This is a genomic window from Nonomuraea sp. 3N208 (genome assembly GCF_052245935.1).
GTDB lineage: Bacteria > Actinomycetota > Actinomycetes > Streptosporangiales > Streptosporangiaceae > Nonomuraea.
In genome coordinates this window covers 221,893-245,134 of sequence record NZ_JBQQBR010000014.1, presented here as the reverse complement: position 1 = coordinate 245,134, position 23,242 = coordinate 221,893, and the positions used below count along the sequence as shown (strand labels likewise).

The window sequence follows — 23,242 nt, the reverse complement described above, 5'->3', positions numbered from 1 at the left end:
ACTATGCGAAGCTTGAACTCTCTCCAGGTGCCCGACCTCGGTCTCGGCGCCATGGGCATGTCAGACCTGTACGGCCCAGCCGACGAGGCCGAGAGCCTCGCCACCATCCACGCCGCCCTCGACGCCGGGATCACGCTGATCGACAGCGGCGACTTCTACGGCATGGGCCACAACGAGCTGCTGATCGCCAATGCGCTGCGCGAGCGGCCGCGCGAGGACTACCTCCTCAGCGTCAAGTTCGGCGCGATGCGCGACCCCGACGGCGGCTGGGTCGGCTTCGACGCCCGCCCCGCCGCGGTGCGCAACTTCCTCGCCTACTCGCTGCGCCGCCTGGGCACCGACCACATCGACATCTACCGCCCCGCCAGGCTGGACCCCGCCGTGCCGATCGAGGAGACGGTCGGCGCGATGGCCGAGCTGGTCAAGGCCGGGCACATCCGCCACATCGGTCTGTCGGAGATCGGTGCCGAGACGCTGCGGCGCGCGCACGCGGTGCACCCGATCGCCGATCTGCAGATCGAGTACTCCCTGCTCTCACGCGGCATCGAGGACGACATCCTGCCCACCGCGCGCGAGCTCGGCATTGGCATCACCGCCTACGGCGTGCTCTCGCGAGGCCTGCTCAGCGGCCACTGGTCGAAGGAGCGGGCCCTCGGCGCGAACGACTTCCGCGCGCGCAGCCCCCGCTTCAACGCCGAGAACCTGGACCACAACCTCGCCCTGGTCGAGGCCCTGCGCGAGATCGGGCAGGCCAAGGGAGCGACGGTCGCGCAGGTCGCGATCGCTTGGGTGCTGTCGCGCGGCACCGACATCGTCCCGCTGATCGGCGCCCGCCGCCGAGACCGGCTGACGGAGGCCGTGGGCGCGATCGACCTGCAGCTGACCGCCGACGACCTGGCCGCGATCGAGCAGGTCGTGCCGCGCGGGGCCGCCGCGGGTGATCGGTACGACTCCCACCAGATGGCCGTGCTGGACAGTGAGCGCTGATGGCCGACACGGCGCTCACTCCGGCCCGGATCCTCGTAGCGGCGGAGGAGGTCCTGCGCCGCTACGGCCCTGGCAAGGCCACCGTGGTCGACGTGGCTCGCGCCCTCGGCGTGAGCCACGGCAGCGTCTACCGCCACTTCGCGAGCAAGGCAGCGCTGCGCGACGCGGTGACCGAGCGCTGGCTCAAAGGCGTCTCCGACCCGCTCGCGCTGATCGCCGCCGAGGACGGCCCCGTGGCCGAGCGCATGCACCGCTGGCTTACCACGCTCAGTACGGCCAAGCAGACCATGGCCCGCCAGGAGCCCGAGCTGTTCGCCACCTACGTGGCCTTGACCATGGAGGCACGCGAGGTGGTCGCCGCCCACGTCGACGCCCTTGCGGGGCAGCTGGCCCAGATCGTCGCCGACGGCGTGGCCCAGGGCATGTTCGCCGCACCGGCCGGGCCCGCCGCGACCGGCCGGGCCGTACTGGATGCGACGTCCCGCTTCCACAATCCGGCCCACGCGGCCGAGTGGTCGGAGCCGGGGCTGGCGGAGAGCTTCGAGGCCGTCTGGGCGCTCATTCTGTCGGGCCTGGCCGTACGTCCATAGAGGAGAGCGGTCGGACACCTGCACGACATCGCACCGCGCATCTTCCGGGAGCCGGCCTGACCCCCGCCGGCTCCGGTGTCCGTGTCCCGCCATCGGTCCCGTTTCCCGGAAGGGTGATGGCACGGCATGGCCAAGACGGCGGTGCCCGCGGGTTAGCGGTGACGGCGGTGGTCAGCGCATGGCGTGCACTCGGCCGTTTGGGCAGGCCCAGTTGTGCCTGCTCAGCCACATGACGGACCTCGCGATCCAGCTGGGTGTGATCGCTGACCAGCTTGGCGCCAAGGTCCCTCCGCCCTGCGCCCAGGGGTACAGCGATCAGCTGTGATGGCCGAGCGGAAGATCCGGATCCGCGCCGGCGCCATGCCCTCGGAGGTCGCCAGACATCGGCAAGCACACTGCCAGCCGCGGCGTCCTGGACCTGCACTTCATCACCGTCACCACTGCCCTCGAGGCAATTCCACGCCGGCGAGGGGGTCGTAGATGATGGTGCCATCCTCCATCCTGATCACAGCCACACGAGTGACGAGACCGGCTTGCTCCAGTGCCCGCGCTGATTCCACCGCATACTCGGCGAAGTGGTACTGATCTCGTGAACCTGGGTAAGGCGCAGGACGCTGACACAGGACTTCGTAGCGGTCCGCAGGCCAAGAGGACACTAGTTCCTTCGCACGCTGATGACGAATGCCATCAGTCATCTCATCCTCATCCCTGCAGTAGCTCTATCCCCGTCGAAACACCACCATTCCAGCAAAACGTGATGATCGGAACCGTTCCAGTGCTCGTTTCCATAGAAATCGGTTTCACCGCGTCCACCGGCACGTCGCCCATCCACGACACATCGTCCCACAGCGGATTGCCTGCAGGTCCACGCCGCCGGCTCGGCAGCGACCGTAGGCCGTCGCCCAGGAGACCAGCGACCCGCCGGAATTGGGAGTATTTGACCATGATTGGGGTTATTGGCTTCTGGGTGTGGGCAAGGACCTCGGAGCAAGCGACAGGGCAATCGCTCCTTGCACGACCCTGGGGTTTCGCCAACTGAGGAGTCGCCGTGCTCACGCTGACCGCCGACGCGGTCGCAGCCATCCGCGACCTGACGTCACAGCCGGAAACACCGCCGGACACCGGGCTACGCATCGCATCATCGTCTGTCGACGGTCCTGCCGGATCTCTTGAACTCTCGATCTCAAGTGGGCCGCACCCTGACGATCAAGTATTGGAAGCAGAGGGCGTCCGCGTGTACCTCGAACCGACCGCCGCCTCACTTCTGGAAGACAAGACCCTCGACGTAGACATCGCTCAGGAAGACAGACCCACCTTCCGGATCATTCGCCAAACGACGTGATTCGCTAGTGATCTCGAGCGGGAGATGATCCTGGCCTCGCCAGTCCGGCGCCATGCGTGACGGTGTTGCGGGGCTGGCGGCAGACGTGTGAGGCGCCCGGCGCAACGCGCAAGCGGCGTCCACCCCGGCACCGGGGGGCAACACCGTGCCGACGCGAGCCGTGCTCGGCCTGCGTGCCGAGGCCCCGCCCTCGTCGGCCGGGCTGGTCACGGTAGACGCCGCTCCAGGCCGGTACAAATGCATTTACGCAGGTCGTTCCCCGTTCCGCGCGCGCTCACCGGCTGTATTCAGACCCCCAACCCATCCTCGGACGGGAGATATCGAGGAAAGGGAAGCATTGGGCATGCTGACCGCACCAGCGGGAAAGGCCGGTGAGCTCATGTCTGCCGTCCAGCCGTCACCGTATGGTCAGGCGACGGGCGTCGGATCGATGATCGGGCGGGCGAGCCCCACCCCCTGGATGGCCTGCCCCGCCCTGGCATCTGATTCCTTGTCCCTCACATCGAGGCCTGGGTGTGGCCGTGACGGGTAGGCGTTTCCGGACATCCGAAAGAAGGAGGTCACCATGACCTACGCAGAGAAGATGCTGGACGCCTACCCGGCCCAGATCAACCTCGACCACAGGCAACTGGCCGGTGTCATCGACGCACTGGAAGCCTGCGCCCAGGCCTGTACGGCCTGCGCCGACGCGTGTCTGTCGGAGCCCGCCGACCGGTTGCCGATGCTCAGCCGATGCATCCGTGACAACCTCGACTGCGCCGCCATCTGCTCGACCACCGCAGCGGTCCTGTCGCGGCACACCGGCTATGACGCCAACCTTTCCCGCGCACAAGTGCAAGCCGCGATCCAGGCGACCAAGACCTGCGGCGACTCCTGCGCCGAGCACAGCAGCCGGCACGAGCACTGCCGCATCTGCGCAGAGGCCTGCCGGGAAACCGAGCAGGCGCTCAACGCCCTGCTGCCCCAGCTCGAACCGACATCGGCGCCCACCGGCCCGCCCAGCCAGAGCAGCCCACAGCAGCAGCAACGCTAGGCCGCGTCCACTCGGGACTTGCGCGGGCGACGGGAGCGCAGATGTCCGTCACGCCCGCGCCCACGCGCCGCGATGCCAGGGCGGCCTTCTGTCCACGCCGCCGCACCCACGCGGCCACCGTGCCGACCGGCCGGACCCCGCCCAGGTCCGCGCCGATCCAGCCGGTCGGCACGGCGCCGAACAGACGTCGTGCCGGTAACCAGGGACCGCGGCCGGGCTCCCGGCGCTGGCCGCGATCACGGTGATCGTGTCACCAGCTCCACATCCCTACCCGCACCTCCACGCCGGGCGAGGCGTGCAGGATCGGGACGCTGTCCGGGGCCGGAAGGCCGGCAGCGTGGAGCACGTCCTGGTCCAGGCTGATCAGCTCCGCATGCTGCAACGGCCAGGTGGGATGCTCGGTCTCGGCCGCGGCGAGCCGCCCTGCCGCCACAGTGAACAGACGGTAACGGGCGGTCAGGAAGTGGGCCAGTTCGTCGCGTTCGTCCTCCGCCAGCGCTGCACCCACGGCCACGTCCGCATCGCACCGCACCCCTTCCGGTCCCGGCCACCGCCTGCGGCACCGGTACCGCCTGCGGCCGCCCTCTGTGTGCACCGACATGTCCGACCAGAAGTACGGCAGCCAGTAGGTAGTGCGCCCGCCGATCGCGGCCGCCAGCCGCCCGGCGTCCAGCGACAGGAACCAGACACCTGAGCGCCCGCGACTGTCACGCACGTAGGTGCGGCAATTCGTCTCCGGAAAGCTCGACAACCACGGCAGTGCCGGCATACGCGGCATCCGCACATCTTCCATGCGGAACGGCGTCAGCCCCACCCACGCCGTCCCGTCGAACGTTTCGACCGTCAACGAGCCCGGCACGAGCGCCCTCACCACCTCGGCCGGATATCGCCAGTGCAGGAACGTCATCTGCGACCAGCGGTGATACATCACCGGGCGCGCAACGCGCGGAGGTGGCGGGGCCTTCATGCGTGCATCCGACGTGCTGATCGCGCATGCAGGATGAATCCAGTGGAAGGCGGTTCACAACAGACCGCGCCATCCCCGGCGACGGGCGGTCGCCGTTCGCCAACCGCACGCCGAGCACGACTCGCCGACAGGATCCGCACGCTCGGAGGACAAACGGTATTCGCAGCCGGGTCAGGCGCGGTCGTCGGCAATGACGCACTCGATGGTGGCTGCAACTGCGCTCCTTCGCGCTGGTCGGACTGTGCCGGCGTGGTACCTTCACCCACCGCCGACACCCATACTCCGTCTACCCACAGGTGGCACTGACCACCGCGGAGGGTTGTGGTCAGTCGCACCAATTTCCGGAATATACCCCCTACCCGTATAATCCTGACTCTACGACTAAGGAGGATCATCATGGACCATGGCGGTCATCACCACGCGAGCCCCGAATCGACCCACACTGAGGACGAGCACGCGCACCATGCGACCCAACCCGCCGGGCACCACCCTTCCACCTCACCCGTCGCCACCTGGGGCATGGCCGCGCAAGCGACCCTGCATTGCCTGACCGGTTGTGCCATCGGCGAAGTGCTGGGCATGGTCATCGGCACCTCGGTCGGTTTGTCCAACCTCGCCACCGTTATGCTGGCCGTGGCGTTGGCCTTCGTCTTCGGCTACGCGTTGACCATGCGGGGTGTGCTGCGTGCCGGTGTCGATTTCCGCACCGCGTTGAAGGTCGCGCTGGCCGCGGACACCATCTCCATCGCGGTGATGGAGATCCTGGACAACGCGGTGATGCTGACCGTGCCCGGCGCCATGGAGGCGGGGCTGACCAGCTGGCTGTTCTGGGTGGCCCTGGCCGGGGCCCTGCTGGTGGCGTTCGTGCTGACCACGCCCGTGAACAAGTGGTTGATCGGCCGGGGGAAGGGCCATGCGGTGATCCACCAATACCACCACGGCCACTGAGAGCCGGCGACCTCACCCACTACACCTACGATCGGTCGCTGCTTGCCTGTGCTCGACCGGTCGTGGGTTCGTGGCGGAGCCCGACCGCCGGCCGCCAAGACGACGATCGTGGTCCACAGCGTCCGCCTGTTACCGGCCAAGCAGACTGAGGCACGCCTGGGGCCTCCGCTTCGTTCATCCGGTGGTCGCCATCCGACCCTTGGTCTTCGTGCGTCGAACCTCCTGTTGCTTGCGCCACCCGTACGGCGTCAGGCCCTGTGGTTTGACTACGGACAGGATCGTGATCAGGAGCAGCACGATGAGGCCGCCGATGGAGTGCGGCAGTGTCGCGGGCATGCCGCGGGGATCGGCGCTGGAGGCGGCGTACTCACCGGCGTCGCCTGCCGCTACGCCATCCTGCGCTCGTCAGACCCTCCCTCCCGAGCGGCCCCAGCGCACGCGGGACAGCGCCATCAGCGCGGCCTGCGCCGACAGCGACGGCGGATCAGAATCGGCCCTCATCGGAGGACTTTCCCGGCGTACCGAAGTTCATCGTCACGCCCTGGTGGTCGCCCTGTGCCAAGCCGTGCACTTCGCCCTTCACCTGGACCACGTACTTGCCGGCCTGCTCCGGGTCGGTCAGCCGCAGAACCTCGCCGGCCACTTCGATGATCTCCACTTCCTCCTCGATTCCGCGCCCGCCAGGCCGTCACGCAGCGGCTCCCGCCAGGCCTCGGGTTTGTCCCCGAAGCGCCGTAGGTGCTGTCACACGTTCCAGTCCTCATGTTTCGGCGTTCCGTACGGGTCGTGCGGCGTGTCGGCGTAGGCCCACTGGTGGTCGCGGGCGTGACGGCAGGCCATCTCGACGTCCCCGGCGCGCATGACGTCCAGTAGCTCGCGGTGCTCATCGGCGACCCGTTCGAGTTCCGGCCTGGTGACCATCAGGGCGATGGCCGTGCGCGCCTCGATCTGCAGCGTCTCCCAGGCGCGGGTTAGCAGCCCGTTGCCGCCGGCCGTCACGACGTGCCGGTGAAACCGCGCGCTGGCCAGGCCGATGCCGTGCACGTCGTTGTCCCGGGCGCAGCGGTGCATCTGCTCGACAGCCTCCCCCAGCCGGTCGAAGGGGAGGGTTCCGGCCAGCATGGCGAGCCGCGTCGCGGTCTCCTCGAGTGCCGCCCGTACGATGTACGCCTCGCGGATCGTCTGCTCGGCGAAGGGAAGCACCCGGCTGCCGTGACGAGGCTGGCCCTCGATGAGGCCGAGGCCCTCGAGCTGCCGAAGCGCCTCCCGGACCGGGGCCTGGCTCGTTCCGAACTCGATGGCGATCTTCGTCTCGATCAGCCGGTCGCCCTCGCCGAGTTCGCCGGCGACGATCCGTTGCAGCAGACCATCGCGGATCTGCTGGCTCAGCGTCGGTCGCGCGGAGCGCGGGACGGTGGACGGGTTCCCCGTGGGTTCCGACAACAAGCCTCCTGTGACGTTGAGGGCCCAGAGCGCCCTTGACTCTTAGATCATGCCACCTATGCTCCAATTATCGATATCGATAATGGGAGTGTGCATGCTGATATCGGTTCAGATGCCTGAGAGCGCCGAGGCGGCTCATGCGGCGCTTCAGACGGGGGCCATGCCCCTCGGCGGCGGCACCCATCTGATGGCCCGGCTGAACGATCAAGCCGGCGGCGACCTGCGGCTGGTCAGCCTGCGCAGGGCGGGACTGTCCGGCATCGACGTCGACGGCGCCACCGTGGCCCTGGGGGCGGCCACCACGCTCGCGGACATCGAGGACGACGCTCGGTTGAGCTACCTGTCCGGCTGTGTGCGCTCGATCGCCTCCCCGCCGGTCCGCAGCCTCGCCACCGTGGCCGGCAACCTTTTCGTGCCGCAGCCGTACGGCGACCTGGCGGCGGCTCTTCTGGCCCTGGACGCGGAGCTGGACGTGCTCGGCGCCGAGGGCGCGCGGCGCGACCCGCTCGAGCGGGTCGTCACCGACGGCCTGCGGCCTGGCGAGTTGGTGACCTGTGTCCGGTTCACCGCTCCGGCGAAGGACGCGTTCCGGTTCTACAAGGCGAGTCGGCGGCGTCTCAACTCAGGATCCATCGTCACGGTGGCGGCCCGGATCACGATCGAGGATGGCCTGGTCGGCGACGTCCGTCTCGTGCTCGGCGGCCTCGCGCGCCGCTTGGTGCGTGCGGTCGGCGCCGAGCGCGTTCTGCTGGGCGCGCCGCTGAACGCCGAGGTCGTCGCCCAGGCGGCCGAAGCGGACGTCATCGAGCCGTTCGACGACGCCTACGCCTCCGCCTGGTACCGCGCTCGGGTCTACCCCGTCCACCTGCGTCGCGCCCTGCTCGGGGCCTGAAAGGGGATCGTATGCCCTCGAGAATCGTCACGCTCAAGCTGAACGGCAGCGAGCGGGAGCTGATCGCCCGGCCGTCGACGACGTTGCTGAACGCCCTGCGCGAGACGTTCGGACTGATGGGGGCCAAGCGCGGCTGCGCGCAAGGGGGCTGCGGCAGCTGCACCGTGCTGCTGGACGGCCGGCCCGTGGTCTCGTGCCTGATCCCCGTCGTGACGGTCGACGGCTCTACCGTGGAGACGATCGAGGGCTTGGCCGACGGCGACCGGCTCAGCGACGTCCAGCAGGCGTTCGTCGACCTCTTCGCGACGCAGTGCGGGTTCTGCACCCCCGGGATGATCATGTCAGCCACGGCGCTGCTCACCCGGAAGCCGGATCCGACCCGTCAGGATGTCACCGAGGCGATCTGCGGCAACGTCTGCCGCTGCACCGGATACGAGCCGATCATCGCCGCCGTCCTCGCCGCCGCGGAGCGCCGCAGCGGCGCCCCGCTCGAGCCCGTGGAGGCCGAGGTCTGATGGCGCGCGTCACCCCGATCGACACCGCATACTTCAAGGGCGAGCGTGCCGGCGACTTCGCCGTCATCGGCTCCGCAGTCCAGCGCTCGGACGCCCGCGGTCACGTCACCGGCCGCACGGTCTTCTTCGAGGACATGACGCTGCCGGAGATGACGCACGTCAAGATCCACCGGTCCACGCGGCACCACGCCCTCATCAACCGGGTCGACGTCTCCGGCGCCCTCGAGGTGCCGGGCGTGCTTCGTGTCATCACCCACGAGGACGTCCCGAGCAACTGGTACGTCGTGCTGCGCCTGATCGGTGTGGGGCCCGACGACGAGCCGGTACTGGCCGAGGATCGGGTCCTCTATCGCGGCGAGCCGATCGTCGCCGTGGTGGCCGAGACCGAGGACGCCGCCCGCGAGGGCGCGGCCCGGGTCGTGGTCGACTACACCGACCTGCCCGCCGTTCTCGACGTCGAGGAGGCGCTGGCCGACGGCGCCCCGATCATCAAGCAGGCAGGCACCAACCACTTCGTGTACGAGGGACATCATTGCCGCCGGGTCCGCTTCGGCGACGTCGAGCGGGGCTTCGCGGAGGCGGACCGCATCATCGAGGGCGGCTACAGCTCCTCGCCGATCGAGCACGCGCCGACCGAGCCGACCGGCTGCATCGTCGTTCCCCAGGGCGACGGCCGGCTGCGGATACACAGCAACACCCAGGCCGCCTTCTTCACCCTCGACAACACCGCGCTCATCCTCGGCGTCCCGCCCACCAGTCTGCGCGTCGTCGGGGGCACCGTCGGGGGCGGCTTCGGCGGCAAGGTCGACGTCATCGTCGAGCCGCTCGCCTGCCTCGCCGCCACGCTCACCGGCCGGCCCGCCAAGTATGTCTACAGCCGCGCCGAGGAGATGCAGGTGTCGTCCCCGCGTGCGGCCGAGCGCATCTATATCAAGGACGGCGTCATGGACGACGGCCGGATCGTCGCCCGCAAGATCACGCTCTACGTGGACGCGGGCGCGTACTCCCGGCACAGCCCGTACGGCACCACCAAGGCGGCGGCGCACATGCCCGGCCCGTACACGATCCCGAACGTCCACGTCGACGCCTACTGCGTCTACACGAACCGCACACCGTCCAGCGCCATGCGCGGATTCGGCGTCACGATCGGCGACTTCGCGCTGGAGTCGCACATGGACCGCATCGCCCGGGAGTTGAGCATGGACCCGCTGCAGCTTCGGCTCAAGAACGCCTACCGGGACGGCGACATGAAAGCACATCGCAAGATCGCGTCCGGCACGGCGCTGGTCGAGGTGATCCAGAGCGCCGCTGACCTGGTGGGGCACGACCTTCCGCCGGAGTACCGGGCAATGTCGTCGACCGAGCGATCGGAGGGCTGAGCGATGGCGTTACGGCAGGGGCGCGGATACGCGGCGGTCAACTACCCGACCGGGATGAACCTCGGCGGCGACCCGTCGCAGGCACTCGTCCACGCCACCACGATGGGCGGATTCGTCGTCACGCTCTCCTCGGTGGATCTCGGCCAGGGGCTGCGGACGGTCGTCGCCCAATGCGCTGCGGAGACGCTCGGCATCCCGATCGACAACATCATCGTCGACACCGCCGACACGGACACCGGCCCACACTGCATGGGGACGTTCGCCAGCCGCGGCACCCACCGTGTCGGCAACGCCGTGATCATGGCGGCGCGCGAGGCCAGGGACGTCATGCTCCAGGTCGCCGCCGACGAGCTGGAGGTCGACGCGGAGGATCTGGAGACCGACGGCACGGGCTTCATCCGCCTCAAGGGATCGTCGGAAAAGAAGATCCACGTCAGCGAGGTCGCGCTCGCCGCGCATTTCCGGCAGGGCCGGACCATCTCCGGCCGGGGCATCTTCCTCAAGGAGCCGAGCACCGTCGTGCCGGAGACCGGGGAGATGGACCCGGACTCCTGCCAGGCGCACGCGTGCACGGTGGCCGAGGTCGAGGTCGACGACGAGACCGGCGTGATCGAGGTGCTGCGGCTCTACAACACGTACGAGATCGGCCGGGCGCTCAACCCGGCCATGGCGACGCAGCAGGTCGAGGGCGGCGCCTGGATGGGTCTGTCGCACGCGCTGTTCGAGTCGACGGAGCCGTACTATCCGGAGTCGCGCGAGCACGGCCCTGTCGATTTCACCGAGTACCTGATGCCGGGGCCGGCCGACATCCCGGCGCAGACGAGCGTGTTCCTCGAACGGCCCGCCGGCAACGGGCCGTTCGGGGCCAAGGGAATCGGCGAGATGACGGCGAACGCGCCGATCCCCGCGATCGCCAACGCCGTGTACGACGCGGTCGGCGTACGGCTGACGAGCATGCCGTTCACCCCGGAGAAGGTGCTGCGGGGACTCGACGAGCTGCGGGGCGGCCGTGCTGGTTGATCAGGGCGCGCTGGATCGGCGGCTGGGCGCGGAGGGCTACCTTGCCGACGAAGGGTTGCTCACCGCCGTCCACCTGGCCGGCGTGCTCGGGCTTCCGCTGCTGCTGGAGGGTGAGCCGGGGGTCGGCAAGACCGAGATCGCCAACGTCCTGGCCCGGGTCCTCGACCGCGAGCTGATCCGGCTGCAGTGCTACGAAGGGCTGGACGCCTCCCAGGCCCTGTACGAGTGGGACTATCCGAAGCAACTGCTCTCCCTGCGGGCCGCCGAGGTGGAGGGGCGCGGCGTCGGCGACCTGTACCGCGAGGAGTTCCTGCTGCAGCGCCCGCTGCTGCGGTCGCTGCGGGCGGCATCCGGTTCGGTGCTGCTGATCGACGAGATCGATCGTGCGGACAGCGAGTTCGAGGCGTTTCTTCTGGAGTTCCTCGGCGACTTTCAGATCACCATCCCGGAGATCGGCACCATCAGGGCGGCGAGCGCTCCGTTCGTCATCCTCACCTCGAACCGGACCCGTGAACTGCACGACGCGCTCAAGCGTCGGTGCCTTTACCACTGGATCCCCTTCCCCGACGCCGAACGGGAGCGAGCGATCATCCGGGCGCAGGCGCCGGGTCTGGACGAGAGAAGTGCCGCCCGCCTCGTGGCCGCCGTGCATCGGATCCGCGGACTGGCCTTGCTGAAGCGCCCGGGCATCGCGGAGTCGGTCTCCTGGGCCCGCGGCGTGCAGGCGCTGGCCCGCGAGGGCTCGAGCTGGCTGGAGGCGATGCGCCGGTCCGCAGGGCTGCTCGTCAAGCACGAGGAGGACCTGGCCCTCGTCGGCCGCCATGCCGCGGAGGTGTTCCGTGACTGAGCGGTCCCTCGTCGTCCGCATCGGCGATCATGTGCACGGGTTCCTGCGGGACCTGCACGATCAGGGCCTGCGCGTACCGGTGCCCAAACAGCGGGTCTTCCTTCAGGCGATCGAGGCCGCCGGCCCGCGCGACGCCACGCACCTCTACTGGATCGGGGCGGCCACGCTCACCACCTCCAGCGAGGACCTGGAGGTGTACTCCCCCACGTTCCAGCGCTGGTTCGGGGAGGTCGCGGCACGGCCCGTCCGCGATCAGGAGTCCCCCGACGAGGAGACCCCCGCGCCGCGCGGGGAGGGAGACGAAGCTCCTTTCACGGCAACGTTCGGCGGGGAGGCGGGCCTCAAGGCCGGCTCCTCGGAGCGCGAGAGACGTCCGGTGTTCGGCCCGGCGAGCGAGGACGACCGGGCAGTGCTCTCGCTGCTGCGGCGGGAGCTGCCCGGCGCGGTGCCGACGGTACGGTCACGCCGCCGTCGGCCCGCCCGGCGAGGTCCGTGGATCGATCTCGCCAGGATCTGCCGTGAATCCTGGCGCAGCCACGGCGAGATCGTGACGTTGCGACGGCGGAACCGTCCGCGGCGGCAGCGCCGAGTGCTGCTGCTCATCGACGTGTCCGGATCGATGAAGCAGCACAGCGCCGACTACCTCCGCTTCGCCCACGCCGTGGTCGGCCGCCTCGACCGCGTCGAGGTGTTCACCTTCGGCACCCGGCTGACCCGCGTCACCGAGCCGCTGCGGGCACGGGGTGTCGACACGGCCGTCGGCTCGCTGAGCGATGTCGTCCTGGACGCCGAGGGAGGGACGCGGATCGGCGTCTCGCTCCAGGAGTTCCTCTGCAACGCCCGATATGTCACCGTGGCGCGCGGCGCCCTGGTGATCGTGCTCTCAGATGGCCTGGAACGCGGCGACTGCGGGCCCATGCAGGCGGGCGTACGGCGGTTGTCGCTGCTGAGCCACCGGTTGCTGTGGTGGTCGCCGCTCGCCTGCGACCCGGCGTACCGGCCGGTCACCCGCGGTATGGCGGCCGTGCTCGGCAGTGTGGACGCGCTTGCGGGCGTACGCGACCTGCGTACGGCGTACGAGCAGGTACAGACCTTGGGCAGGGAGTGATCGTCATGTCGGAGGCGACCCGCTACACGGACGACATCGTCGACTCGCACCATCACATCTGGCGGGCCGGGGACCTGCCGTGGCTGTCCGGCCCGATGGTGCCGCGGATCTTCGGGCCTTACGAGCCGATCAGGCGGGATTACCTGATCGACGAGTACATCGCCGACGCCGCGGCCTCGGGCATCAGCGAGTCGGTCTACGTGCAGACGAACTGGCCGCTCGACCGGGTCGTGGACGAGGTGCGATGGCTCAGCGAGGTTCATCAGGAGACGGGCTGGCCGATGGCCGTCATCGGATCGGCCGACATGTTCGACGAGGACACTCCGGAGATCATGCGACGGCAGGCTGCGCTCACGCCACTGATCCGGGGGACCCGGCAGCAACTGCACTGGCACGAGCGCCCGGAGTTCCGGTTCGCTACTGCGCCCGACCGCATGAAGGATCCGGTCTTCCGTAAGAACATCGGCGCGCTCGCCGACCGCGGCTGGCTGTTCGAACTGCAGGTCTTTCCCGAACAGATGCCGGATGCGGTCGAATTGGCAGCGGCCTTCCCGGACGTCACCTTCGTCCTCGTGCACGCGGGCATGCTCATCGGCCAGGAGTACGTCGAGTCGTGGCGGGCCGGGATGGCCGCGCTGGCCGAGCGGCCGAACGTCGTGGTCAAACTCACCGGGCAGGGCACCTTCGTCCACCGGGTGGATCCCGGCCTCATCTCCCTCGTCGCCGACGAGGTGATCGGCTGGTTCGGCGCCGACCGGGCCATGTTCGGCACCAACTTCCCGGTCGAGAAGATCTGGACCACCATGCCGCGGGTGGTCGGCGCATGGAAGGACGCGCTGGCCCACCTCCCGCCCGCCGACCAACGCGCCATCTTCGCCGGCAACGCACGACGGGTGTACGGGCTGGACGGCTGACATGGATCAAGCCGTCCAACGGTAGAAACAGAAAAGGAGTATCCCGGAATGGCACTGTTCGTCCTGACCTACGGCTACAACGACACCCCGCTGAGAGCGGAGCGCCGCGAGGACCATCTCGCCCACCTGAACAAGCTCCTGGAGCAGGGCAGCATCGTCGCGGCCGGCCCTTACACGGACCTGACGGCCGGCATGATCGTCCTGCAGGCGGAGGACGAGACCGCGGCGCAGGCGCTCGTCGACCAGGACCCCTACACACAGCTGCAGGTCACCAAGGATCGCAAGCTGCGCGAGTGGCGGGTGACAGTCGGCTCGCTCGGCTCTGGCTAGAGTCGCTCAGGGCGAAGCCGCCCGCGGCCCCAGCCGTGTCGTCCGAGGGGCTCCCGGGGGCACCCGTCGCCTGACCAAGGCGACGGGCCCGAACCCGCTTCCCTCACGGGGCTCGTGGAGCCATGGCGCTGGTCACCGGGCCAGCTGGCACAGCGGATCCCGCCCGGTCATCAGCTGCCCATCGGTGTGCTCACCGGAGTGCTCACCGGAGTGCTCAGTGGTAGCTGATCAGCTGGCCTGGCTGCTCGTCGCCGCACGCAGAGCCGGCAGGTTGTAGAGCTCCAGCTCGTAGACGGCATACATGCTCCAGCGGGTGTAGTTCGCATCGTTGATCTTCAGGCGCAGCTTCCTGACGCCTTGCAGGTCGGGAAGATCGGCGACGGAATACTCCATGATTCCGTCGTCATCGTCATGCGTCCACCGGAACGCGACGCCCTGAGCGGCGGTCGTCCAGTCGGTGCCGTTGGCCGAGACCTCGACGTCGACGTCGGTCAGGCCCTGCGGAATGCCACCACGGGTTGCGACCACGAGCGTGTTGAACGCCTTCGGCTCGTTCCAGTCCAGCACGACCTCGTGCGGGAACGGGTTCGCATCGGTGTAGCCCTGCTTGGCGGCGAACATCGTGCCGTATTCGCCGTCGACCATCTTCTGCGGGCCGTATTGCACGCCGCCATCGCCATCACGTGCCGCCGAAGCCGACACCGCCGAATAGCTGCGGGCGATGTTGGCGTCCGCCGTGTTGACCGCGCCCTTCACGAGCGTGAGCTCATAGGCCTTCGCGGTCTGGCCGTCGCTTGCCAGCGTGCGGATCTGGACCTTGTTCTTGCCGTTCGCCACGTTGACGTTGACGGTTGCACCATTGGCGACGGCGCTGCCGTCGACGGTGATCGTGCCGCCGGCGTCGGCCAGCGTCGGGGTCAGGCCGACGGTGTTCGCCCCCTGGTTGACGAGCAGCGCATAGTCACCGCGATGCCCCTCGAACTTGAATTCCGAGACATTGGTGAGCTTCAGGTCCTTCAACGTCGCGTCGAAGTGCTGCTGCCCAGGTGCGAGATGCACGCGGAATCCGTCGAACCGCACCTCTCTGTTTTCGAGGTTGGTGATCTCGATCCGGTGCTTGCCCGGTGTCAGCCCGGACTTTCGATACGCGGTGAAGCGGTCGTATTGGACCGCCTCGTAGAGATCGATGACCGTCGCCGGCCCACCGTCGACCGACACGGATACCTTTCCGGTCGTCGTGTTCTTCTCGAAGAACGCGTCGATACCGGTGCCGTCGAATACGTAGGTCGCCTTGTTGCCGGCGGTCTTGCTGAGGTGGATGCTGCCGAGGTAGGCGGACTGCCGCTGCCGCGGCGCCCAGCCGGCGGAGTAGCTGATGCTGTCATCGGTGCTGTCGAGCAGGAATGTACGCGGGACATCCTGCCCCTCATATGGGCTTGTCGGCTGGGGAATGGCGCCGACAGCCTCGCCTGCGGCCGCCCGCACGATGTAGCTGTGCAGAGTATCGAGATATGCCGGGTCGAGTGTGTAGCGCCGCGGGTCCTCCGGGCTGATCGCGCTGTCGACGATCTGCTCCGCCAAGGCCGAGTTGCGCTTCCTCAGGATGTTGAGGAGCTCGTAGTCCTCGAGACCATCGCGATGTGCCTCGAGACGCAGGCTGCTCTTCACCGTCAAGTTGGCCTTGTCGGGATAGACGATGTAGGAGTCGCCCTTCCAAGGACCCACGTACCACGCATTCCACGCCCAGTGCAGATGACCCTGCACGCCCTCGCGCTCGAGGTCCCAGAACAGCATGCGGCCGGTCATCGTCGGCTGCGTCCAGAACCGGTTGAGCCACGGAGGAGTGTTGACCTCGCACGTGTAGACCCACAGGTCCTGACCCGCGGCCTGCTGTGCCTTGTAGCCGGCCTTCTTGTGCTCGAATGCCGGCGTCAGCGGAACCCAGGTGTCGACATAGGGCTTGGTCTTGTCGTCGAGCAGGATGCCCTCGGGGTCGGCGTCCATGGTGCGGAAATCGGCGCCGATGCCGGCATTGATCTGCTGAATCTTGCGCGCGACATAGGTCCAGAGGTTGCGCTGGTCGGCGGTGATGGGCTCGTCGCGAATGTGCTGATACCACGTCAGGCCGTTCGTCCAGCCCTTGCTCTTCAGGTGCTCGTGCAGCGCGGTCAGATAGTTCGTCAGGAAGGCGTCGGTGACCGGCAGGCTGTCCGGCAGCTTGGTGTTCCAGCTGTCGTCGGGCTTTTCGTTGTCCGGCATCTTGTTCAGCGCGTGGACGAGATGCTGGTTCGCGAAGTTGGTGATCCCGTGCCGCTTGAACGCCTCGACGTAGCGGTCGAAGTTCGTCCAGTCGACGTCGCTCGGAATCCCCTGGACGAATTCCGACAGCTCCGTGCCGGTGGACTGCAGGAACAGGTCGGTGCGGAGCCAGACCATGTTGGTGCGATAGTCAGCAAGCTTGCGTGCGAACTCGTCCATGAGGTCGAACCACGCGTCGCTGTAGGTCTCGACGCCGTAGTAATACTTGCCGACGTCGTAGGCCTGGCCGGCCTCGCCGTTCCAGCTGAAGCCGTCCCAGGTGAAACCGTTCGTCATCGTCCAGTGGTAGTTGGTGAACGGTGACTTGTCGATCGTGGGGATCTCGATGTTGTGCACGCTCAGCTGGATGGGGACCGAGTAGTCGCCACGAGTCGTCTCGACCGTCGCCGTGCCGCGATAGGCGCCGGGCGCCGTGCCGCGTGGCACGAAGCCGGTCACGAAGACGGGCTGAGTCTGGCCGGCCTCGACCCAGGTCGCCCGGTCGTTGGACAGCGGGTCTGGCATGACCGACTCGGGATAGAGCAGGTTGCCCTCACGGTCGGGGAAGAACGGGTTCGCCGCGACCGTGCTGTCGTCCTTGTAGGCGACGAAGTGGTAGCTCAGGTTGGCTCCCGCAATCGGCCGCTTGCCGCCTGCGGTCAGGTTGCCGAATCTGACGCGCTCGATGCGCAGCCGTTCTTTCGCGCGCACGGCGATCTGCGCGCTCTCGTATTCACCGCGGGCGGCTACGAGGTTGATGGAGGTGCTCGGGCTCTGCGGGACCGTCGTCGTGCGATAGAGGGTCTTTTGCGGACTCTCAACCCATAGCTGCGCAGCGTTCGGACCGGCCATGGCAGCCGGCGCGAATGGTGCGAATAGTGCGAGCAGGATGGTAACGCAGAGTAAGGGGAGGGCTCGATGTCGCATGGCCACTTATGATGAGTTCTTGTGTAAGTCTGGTCAAGTGCCCTCATGCGACGATGATCGTCAAGAGGACGGCTTCGGGAGGGGAGCGTCGAAGTCGTAGAGGCGGGCGTCGACGTGATCGAGCGCGCGCCGTACCGCACCCAGGACCACGGCCTGCTCCCCCAGATCGGAGATCGCCACCACGGGAGGTTCGAGGCAGAACGGGTCCAGATGCCGGCGAACCGGCGCAAGCAGCACGTCGCCCGAGCGCGAGACGCCGCCGCCGAGTACCACCAGCTCGGGATCCACGGTCAGCACCAACGCGGCGATGCCTTCCGCCAGGTCGCGCGCGTAATGCTCGACCGCCCACTGCGCGGCCGGGTCGCCGGACCTGGCCGCGGCGAAGACCTGGGCGGCGGCGTCCCGTGGCGGCGTGCCGGGCGGCAGGCCCTGGAAGCCGGTCAGATGGACGGGCGCGCGGTGCCAGCCGAGCAGCGGCAGCGCACCGATCTCGCCCGCGCCGCCTCTGGCGCCTTTGAGCAGCTTGCCGTTCACCAGGATGCCCGCGCCCGTGCGCACGCCGGCCAGCACGAACACCAGGTCGTCCACGCTGCCGGCCTGGCCGCGCCAACGCTCGGCCAGCGCGGCCAGGTTGCAGTCGTTCTCCACCAGCACGGGGCAGTCGAAACTCGCGCTCAGCTCGCCCGCCAGATCGAGGCCGGTCCACTCGGGAAGGCCGACCGACAGCTTCACCACGCCCTCGGCGGTCACCACACCGGTGGTGCCCGCGCAAACAGCGGCGATGCGGTCGGCGGTCAGCCCGCCCTCCTCCAGCGCGGCCGCGATCGCTGTCCTGAGACCGGCCAGCCGCTCGGCGCGGCCGGCGGTGGAGGCGATCTGCTCGTCGTGCGCGGCCACGACCGTGCCCTCCAGATCGGCGACGCTGGCCCTGACCGTGTAGGAGCCGATGTCGATCCCGAGCACGTGGCCGCCCGCCGCGTGGAAGGCGAACAACCTGGCCGGCCGCCCCATCTGGCCGCTCTCCGGCGGCAGCTCCCTGAGCCAGCCTGCCCCCAGCAGCTCCTCGACCAGACCCTCCACGGTCGGTCTGGAGAGCGCGGCCCTCTTGGCGAGGTCGGTCAGTCCGAGCGGCCCCTGCGACCGGACCGTACGGAGCGTCGTCACGAGATTGATCCGGCGAAGCCGCGAGGTGTCGCCGCCGCGAATTGTCAACGCTTGCCCCCTTGACAGATGCTCTGCCGCACAAATAAAAACATCTTTCATTAGTAATGTACAACCCATGGGGGATGCGGATGGTCACTCTTGCCGTGATTGGGGCGGGCCTGCGCGGCACCGGTTACGCCAGACTGGCGCGCGAAGGCGGGTTGGCCGAGGTCGTGGCCGTCGCCGAGCCCGACGAGGGCAGGCGGGCCGACTTCGCCGCCGAGCACGGCATCCCGGCCGAGCGCGCCTTCGCCGACTGGCGGGACCTGCTGGCCGGCGGGCGGCTGGCCGACGCGGTGATCGTGGCCACGCAGGACCGCCTGCACCTCCAGCCCGCCGTACGCGCGGCCGAGCTGGGTTACCACATCCTGCTGGAGAAGCCGATGGCGCCGACGGAGGAGGACGCCGCGGCCATCGCCGAGGCCGCCGACCGCAACGGCGTGATCCTGGCGGTCTGCCATGTGCTTCGCTACGCGCCCTACACGACCAGGCTCAAGGAGCTCCTGGACGCGGGCAGGATCGGCCAGATCATGAACATCCAGCACCTGGAGCAGGTCGGCTGGTGGCACCAGGCACACTCCTTCGTGCGGGGGAACTGGCGAAACGAGGCCGAGTCGGCCCCGATGCTACTCGCCAAGGCCTGCCATGATCTCGATTGGATCGTGCACATCAAGGGCGAGGTGCCCGAGCGGGTCTCCTCCTTCGGCAAGCTCGTCCACTTCACCAAGGAGAACCAGCCCGCAGGTGCTGCCGACCGATGCCTGGACTGCTCGGTAGAGCCCACCTGCCCCTACTCGGCCAGGCAGTTGTACATGGAGTGCCTCGCCGATCCGAACCGGCACGTCTGGCCGCTCGGCGCGATCACCCGCGACTTCACCGAGGAAGGCGTGCTCACGGCCCTGCGTGAGGGCCCGTACGGCAGATGCGTCTACGCCTGCGACAACGACGTGGTCGACAGCCAGGTGGTGATCATGGAGTTCGCCGACGGCACGAGCGCCACCTGCACCATGACCGCGTTCGGCGCGCTCGAGCACAGGAAGACCAGGATCTTCGGCACGCACGGCTCGATCGACTGCGACGGCGAGACGCTCCGCGTCCACGACTTCCTCACCAATGAGGTGTCGGTGATCGACGCCCTCGCCGGTGCGGACGCCTCGGCCGCCTCCGGGCACGGAGGCGGTGACGGAGCGCTGATGGAGGTGTTCCTCGCCGCCGTCCGCGACAACGACCCGGCCTTGGTCCCGACCAACGCACAAGCCAGCCTCGCCACGCACCGGGTGGTCTGGGCCGCGGAACAGGCCAGGCACACTCGAACCGTCGTCTCGATAGGAAAGGCCCCCCACCATGCGTAAAATGACGGCTCTCCTCCTGATCGGTGCCCTCGGCCTGGCCGCCTGCGGCAAGAAGAACAGCGGTGAACCCGCCCAGCAGTCCCTGTCCTACCGCTCGTCCTGGGGGGCGGCGGAGCCCCAAGCGAAGATCATTAAGACGATCCTCGACGACTTCGCCAAGGAGACGGGCACCAAGGTCGACCTGAAGTTCGTCGGCCGCACCGGCAACGAGAACCTCAACGCCGAGATGGCCTCCGGCCAGGGCCCCGACCTGTTCGACACCACCACCGGCGACATCGACACCCTGACCGCCCAGCAAATCATCGGCCCGCTGGACGACGTGGAAAACGCGCAGGTCCCCGGCGAGGGCAAGACGGTCAAGGAGGTGCTCCCCGAGCCGGTACGGCGAGCCTCCTCCGGTAAGAACGGCCTGGCCTACCTTCCGCACACGATCATCTCCACCGCCGTCTGGTACAACGCGGCCAAGCACCCCGGGCTGAAGCCGCAGACCTGGGAGGAGTTCATCGCCTTCCTCGATGAGTCCAAGAAGGCCGGCCGTACCCCGATCGGCCAGGACGGCACCATCGCCTTCTACAACGTCTACTGGTTCTACAGCCTGCTGGTGGGCGCCAACGGCGCGGGGAGCCTCGCCGAGCTGGCCAAGGACGCCGCCAACTGGGACAAGCCCCAGGTGCTCGACACGGCCAAGAAGGTCGAGCAGCTCGCCAAGGGCGGCTACTTCCAGCGGGACTTCATGGCGACCAAGTTCCCCGCCGCACAGAACGCCTGGGCGCAGGGCACATACGACCTGAACCTCAACGGCACTTGGCTGGCCAGCGAGGTCCAGCCCCAGCTGGCTCCCGGCTTCAAGGTCGCCTCGTTCCAGATCCCCGCCGGCGGTAAGAGGTCCACCGAGGTGGGAACCCTCGGATGGGGCGTGAACGCCAAGGGCAAGAACGTCGAGACGGCCAAGAAGTTCCTGGCTTTCGCGCTGCAGAAGAAGTACATGGAGCAGTTCTCCACCGTGGCGCTGAACATCCCCTCGCGCGGTGACGTGCCCGCGCCCGCGCACATGGCGGACGTGCAGAAGGCGGTGCTGGAGGCCAAGGAGACGCACCTGAGCTACGACTACGCGGGTGCCGACAAGACCTGGTGGGGCGATATGTTCCTGCCCCTGAACGACAAGCTGCTCTCCGGCAAGATCGACGCGACCACGTTCGTCCGGGAGGGCAAGAAGCGGACGGCGGAGCACCTGGCGAACGGATGAAAGCCTATGAACGGGCCTTCTGGCCCTTCCTGCTGCCCGCGCTCCTCGTCTATACCCTGCTGTTCGTCGCGCCCTCGCTGTTCGGTATCTGGGTCAGCCTCACCAGATGGTCGGGACCCGGCTCGGAGATGGCCTGGCGGGGGCTGGACAACTACGTGGCGCTGCTGCACAACGAGGTCTTCGCCACGGCCTTCACCAACACGTTCGTGATGGCGATCGTCGGCGGCGGTCTGATCTTCTGCTTCACCTTCCTCGCCATGGTCGTGCTCAGACAGCTCAAGGGGCGGGCCTTCATCCGGGCCATCGTTTTCCTGCCGATGGTCATCTCGATCATCGCGATCGGCGCGGCGGTCGGCTTCCTGCTCAACCCCGAGGGCGCGGTCAACATCGTGCTCGGCTGGTTCGGCCTGGACCCGCAGCCCTGGCTCGGCCCCGAGATGGTGTTCCGCTGCATCGTGGGTGGGCTGGTCTGGTCGAGCACCGGCTTCTACGTCGCGCTGATGATGTCGGCCGCCGACGCCATCCCGGCGCACGTGTACGAGGACGCCCAGCTCATCGGGGCCACCAAATGGGAGCAGTTCCGGCACATCACGCTCCCGTTGACCTGGGACGTCTTCGCGGTCTCCGCCGTACTCTGGGTGGTCGGCAGCCTGAAGATCTTCGACATCGTGCTGGCCTTCACCACCGCGGGAACCGCTGCCGCACCGCCGATCCCCGCCCGCACGATCGCGGTGCAGCAGTACATCGTGGTGAAGGGCGCCGGCCTGCCGGACCTCGGAAGCGCGGCGGCCATGGGCGTGATGACGCTCCTCGTGACGGCCGTACTGATCGTGCTGACCCGGCGCATTACCAGGCGTGATCGAGTGGAGCTGTCATGAGACGTCTGATCGGGGACATCCTGCTGCCCAGGGCCACGGCCGTCGCGCTGTGGGCCTGGGTGGCCTTCAACCTCGCCCTGATCGCGTGGGTGGGCATCCAGTCGCTGAAGGAATCGGGCGAGGTGTGGCTGCATCCGTTCGGCCTGCCGGAGACCCCGCGCTGGGACAACTTCAGCTCGGCGTGGCAGGCGGCCGAATTCTCCGCCGCGGCCATGAACAGCGTGGTGCTGACCCTGTTCGGATCCGTGGTGATCGTGGCGGTGTCCGCCCCCGCCGCCTATGTGCTGGCACGCTCGAACCGGCGCGTCGCCGGCCGCACTATCAACTACTTCGCGATAGGGCTGAGCATCCCGATTCAGACGATCCTGGTGCCGATCGTGGTGATCAAACTGTCGGTCTACACCTTCATGGAGGACTGGGTCACCGGCTGGTGGGACAACCGCATCACCTTGCTGGTCTTTCAGGTGGCGCTGTCGGTGCCCTTCGCGGTGTTCGTGCTCACCGGCTACATGCGCTCGCTGCCGCACGAGATCGAGGAGGCGGCCGAGATCGACGGCGCCGGCCCGCTCCGCGCGTTCGTTCAGGTCATCATGCCCGTGGCCAGGCCGGGTCTGACCACTGTATTCGTGCTCAACGTCATGGGTCTGTGGAACGAGACCCTGCTCGCCCTGCTGATCGCCCCACTCCCTGAGGAACGCACCCTGCCTGCCGCGCTCCTCGGTCTGTACAGCAGCATGCAGTACAGCTCCGACTGGGGCGGCATGTTCGCGGGCATCGTGATCCTGGTCTACCCCATGATCGTGCTCTACATCTGGCTGGGCCGCCGCATCGTCGACGGCATGACCGCCGGAATCAGCAGATAACCCGCCGATCATCGGCACACGCTGCTGCCGGGCCAGAGCGTCACCGTCGGCATCGACGGCCGGCACGGCCACCTGCGCTGGTCGAAGGCGTACTCAAGTGCGTCACCCATCCACCCGCCCTTGGCGCCCCTGCCAGGACCCCGAACTCGGCAAGGGATGG

Annotated in this window: 23 protein-coding genes; 17 read left to right on the top strand and 6 right to left on the bottom strand. The window is 68.1% G+C overall.

Annotated features, from left to right (window positions below; translation table 11 throughout):
- Positions 1 to 3: 3 nt before the first annotated feature.
- The 4 genes from ACTWPT_RS22970 (at position 4) to ACTWPT_RS22955 (ending at position 3,952) form a co-directional block, all read left to right on the top strand.
- Positions 4 to 987, top strand: coding sequence for an aldo/keto reductase (locus ACTWPT_RS22970; RefSeq protein WP_443179481.1), 984 nt, complete (start codon positions 4 to 6; stop codon positions 985 to 987).
- Positions 987 to 1,577, top strand: coding sequence for a TetR/AcrR family transcriptional regulator (locus ACTWPT_RS22965; RefSeq protein WP_443179480.1), 591 nt, complete (start codon positions 987 to 989; stop codon positions 1,575 to 1,577). The genes ACTWPT_RS22970 and ACTWPT_RS22965 overlap by 1 nt, the downstream gene beginning before the upstream one ends.
- Before the next feature lie 1,048 nt (positions 1,578 to 2,625).
- Positions 2,626 to 2,919 (top strand): Fe-S cluster assembly protein HesB, encoded by a 294-nt coding sequence (locus ACTWPT_RS22960; RefSeq protein WP_443179479.1) that lies wholly within the window; start codon positions 2,626 to 2,628, stop codon positions 2,917 to 2,919.
- 565 nt (positions 2,920 to 3,484) lie between these two features.
- The gene (locus ACTWPT_RS22955; protein ID WP_443179478.1) at positions 3,485 to 3,952 is read left to right on the top strand and encodes a four-helix bundle copper-binding protein; all 468 of its coding nucleotides are present in this window, start codon (positions 3,485 to 3,487) and stop codon (positions 3,950 to 3,952) included.
- Positions 3,953 to 4,202: 250 nt separating this feature from the next.
- On the opposite strand, the gene ACTWPT_RS22950 is transcribed toward ACTWPT_RS22955, so the two are convergent.
- On the bottom strand, positions 4,203 to 4,919 hold the full coding sequence (locus ACTWPT_RS22950) for a YqjF family protein (RefSeq protein WP_443179477.1): 717 nt from the start codon (positions 4,917 to 4,919) through the stop codon (positions 4,203 to 4,205).
- Positions 4,920 to 5,315: 396 nt separating this feature from the next.
- Here ACTWPT_RS22950 and ACTWPT_RS22945 point away from each other — a divergent pair, with 396 nt between their 5' ends.
- On the top strand, positions 5,316 to 5,867 hold the full coding sequence (locus tag ACTWPT_RS22945; protein WP_443179476.1) for a DUF4396 domain-containing protein: 552 nt from the start codon (positions 5,316 to 5,318) through the stop codon (positions 5,865 to 5,867).
- Between the two features lie 174 nt (positions 5,868 to 6,041).
- On the opposite strand, the gene ACTWPT_RS22940 is transcribed toward ACTWPT_RS22945, so the two are convergent.
- From ACTWPT_RS22940 to ACTWPT_RS22930, 3 genes are all read right to left on the bottom strand, one after another.
- Complete coding sequence (locus ACTWPT_RS22940; protein ID WP_443179475.1) at positions 6,042 to 6,203, bottom strand: hypothetical protein; 162 nt, start codon at positions 6,201 to 6,203, stop codon at positions 6,042 to 6,044.
- Between the two features lie 148 nt (positions 6,204 to 6,351).
- On the bottom strand, positions 6,352 to 6,525 hold the full coding sequence (locus tag ACTWPT_RS22935) for a hypothetical protein (RefSeq protein WP_443179474.1): 174 nt from the start codon (positions 6,523 to 6,525) through the stop codon (positions 6,352 to 6,354).
- Between the two features lie 86 nt (positions 6,526 to 6,611).
- Positions 6,612 to 7,310 (bottom strand): GntR family transcriptional regulator, encoded by a 699-nt coding sequence (locus ACTWPT_RS22930; RefSeq protein ID WP_443179473.1) that lies wholly within the window; start codon positions 7,308 to 7,310, stop codon positions 6,612 to 6,614.
- 94 nt (positions 7,311 to 7,404) lie between these two features.
- On the opposite strand from ACTWPT_RS22930, the gene ACTWPT_RS22925 reads away from it, so the two are divergent.
- From ACTWPT_RS22925 to ACTWPT_RS22890, 8 genes are read left to right on the top strand one after another with little or no spacing between them, the layout of a single operon-like run.
- Complete coding sequence (locus tag ACTWPT_RS22925) at positions 7,405 to 8,202, top strand: FAD binding domain-containing protein (RefSeq protein ID WP_443179472.1); 798 nt, start codon at positions 7,405 to 7,407, stop codon at positions 8,200 to 8,202.
- 11 nt (positions 8,203 to 8,213) lie between these two features.
- A complete protein-coding gene (locus tag ACTWPT_RS22920; RefSeq protein WP_443179471.1) occupies positions 8,214 to 8,717 on the top strand; it encodes a (2Fe-2S)-binding protein in 504 nt (167 codons plus the stop codon).
- Entirely contained in the window at positions 8,717 to 10,096 is a 1,380-nt protein-coding gene (locus ACTWPT_RS22915) for a xanthine dehydrogenase family protein molybdopterin-binding subunit (protein ID WP_443179470.1), read from the top strand. The genes ACTWPT_RS22920 and ACTWPT_RS22915 overlap by 1 nt, the downstream gene beginning before the upstream one ends.
- 3 nt (positions 10,097 to 10,099) lie before the next feature.
- Entirely contained in the window at positions 10,100 to 11,116 is a 1,017-nt protein-coding gene (locus ACTWPT_RS22910) for a xanthine dehydrogenase family protein molybdopterin-binding subunit (protein ID WP_443179469.1), read from the top strand.
- The gene (locus tag ACTWPT_RS22905) at positions 11,106 to 11,963 is read left to right on the top strand and encodes an AAA family ATPase (RefSeq protein ID WP_443179468.1); all 858 of its coding nucleotides are present in this window, start codon (positions 11,106 to 11,108) and stop codon (positions 11,961 to 11,963) included. The genes ACTWPT_RS22910 and ACTWPT_RS22905 overlap by 11 nt, the downstream gene beginning before the upstream one ends.
- On the top strand, positions 11,956 to 13,071 hold the full coding sequence (locus tag ACTWPT_RS22900) for a vWA domain-containing protein (protein WP_443179467.1): 1,116 nt from the start codon (positions 11,956 to 11,958) through the stop codon (positions 13,069 to 13,071). The genes ACTWPT_RS22905 and ACTWPT_RS22900 overlap by 8 nt, the downstream gene beginning before the upstream one ends.
- 5 nt (positions 13,072 to 13,076) lie before the next feature.
- Complete coding sequence (locus tag ACTWPT_RS22895; protein ID WP_443179466.1) at positions 13,077 to 13,985, top strand: amidohydrolase family protein; 909 nt, start codon at positions 13,077 to 13,079, stop codon at positions 13,983 to 13,985.
- A gap of 48 nt (positions 13,986 to 14,033) precedes the next feature.
- Complete coding sequence (locus ACTWPT_RS22890; protein WP_443179465.1) at positions 14,034 to 14,315, top strand: YciI family protein; 282 nt, start codon at positions 14,034 to 14,036, stop codon at positions 14,313 to 14,315.
- A 228-nt stretch (positions 14,316 to 14,543) separates the two neighbouring features.
- Here the strand turns inward: ACTWPT_RS22890 and ACTWPT_RS22885 are convergent, their stop codons facing one another.
- Both ACTWPT_RS22885 and ACTWPT_RS22880 read right to left on the bottom strand, forming a co-directional pair.
- Complete coding sequence (locus tag ACTWPT_RS22885; RefSeq protein WP_443179464.1) at positions 14,544 to 17,465, bottom strand: glycoside hydrolase domain-containing protein; 2,922 nt, start codon at positions 17,463 to 17,465, stop codon at positions 14,544 to 14,546.
- Between the two features lie 135 nt (positions 17,466 to 17,600).
- Positions 17,601 to 18,752 carry an ROK family transcriptional regulator gene (locus ACTWPT_RS22880; RefSeq protein ID WP_443179463.1) on the bottom strand — a complete coding sequence of 384 codons (1,152 nt, stop codon included), beginning with the start codon at positions 18,750 to 18,752 and terminating at the stop codon, positions 17,601 to 17,603.
- Between the two features lie 80 nt (positions 18,753 to 18,832).
- Between ACTWPT_RS22880 and ACTWPT_RS22875 the strand changes: the two genes are divergently transcribed.
- Genes ACTWPT_RS22875 through ACTWPT_RS22860 form a run of 4 tightly spaced genes read left to right on the top strand, consistent with a single transcriptional unit; the run spans position 18,833 to position 23,082 of the window.
- Positions 18,833 to 20,095, top strand: a complete 1,263-nt coding sequence (locus ACTWPT_RS22875; RefSeq protein WP_443179462.1) for a Gfo/Idh/MocA family protein — start codon at positions 18,833 to 18,835, stop codon at positions 20,093 to 20,095.
- Between the two features lies 1 nt (position 20,096).
- A complete protein-coding gene (locus tag ACTWPT_RS22870) occupies positions 20,097 to 21,341 on the top strand; it encodes an ABC transporter substrate-binding protein (RefSeq protein ID WP_443179461.1) in 1,245 nt (414 codons plus the stop codon).
- The gene (locus tag ACTWPT_RS22865; protein ID WP_443179460.1) at positions 21,338 to 22,219 is read left to right on the top strand and encodes a carbohydrate ABC transporter permease; all 882 of its coding nucleotides are present in this window, start codon (positions 21,338 to 21,340) and stop codon (positions 22,217 to 22,219) included. The genes ACTWPT_RS22870 and ACTWPT_RS22865 overlap by 4 nt, the downstream gene beginning before the upstream one ends.
- The gene (locus tag ACTWPT_RS22860; protein WP_443179459.1) at positions 22,216 to 23,082 is read left to right on the top strand and encodes a carbohydrate ABC transporter permease; all 867 of its coding nucleotides are present in this window, start codon (positions 22,216 to 22,218) and stop codon (positions 23,080 to 23,082) included. The genes ACTWPT_RS22865 and ACTWPT_RS22860 overlap by 4 nt, the downstream gene beginning before the upstream one ends.
- The last annotated feature ends 160 nt before the right edge of the window (positions 23,083 to 23,242 follow it).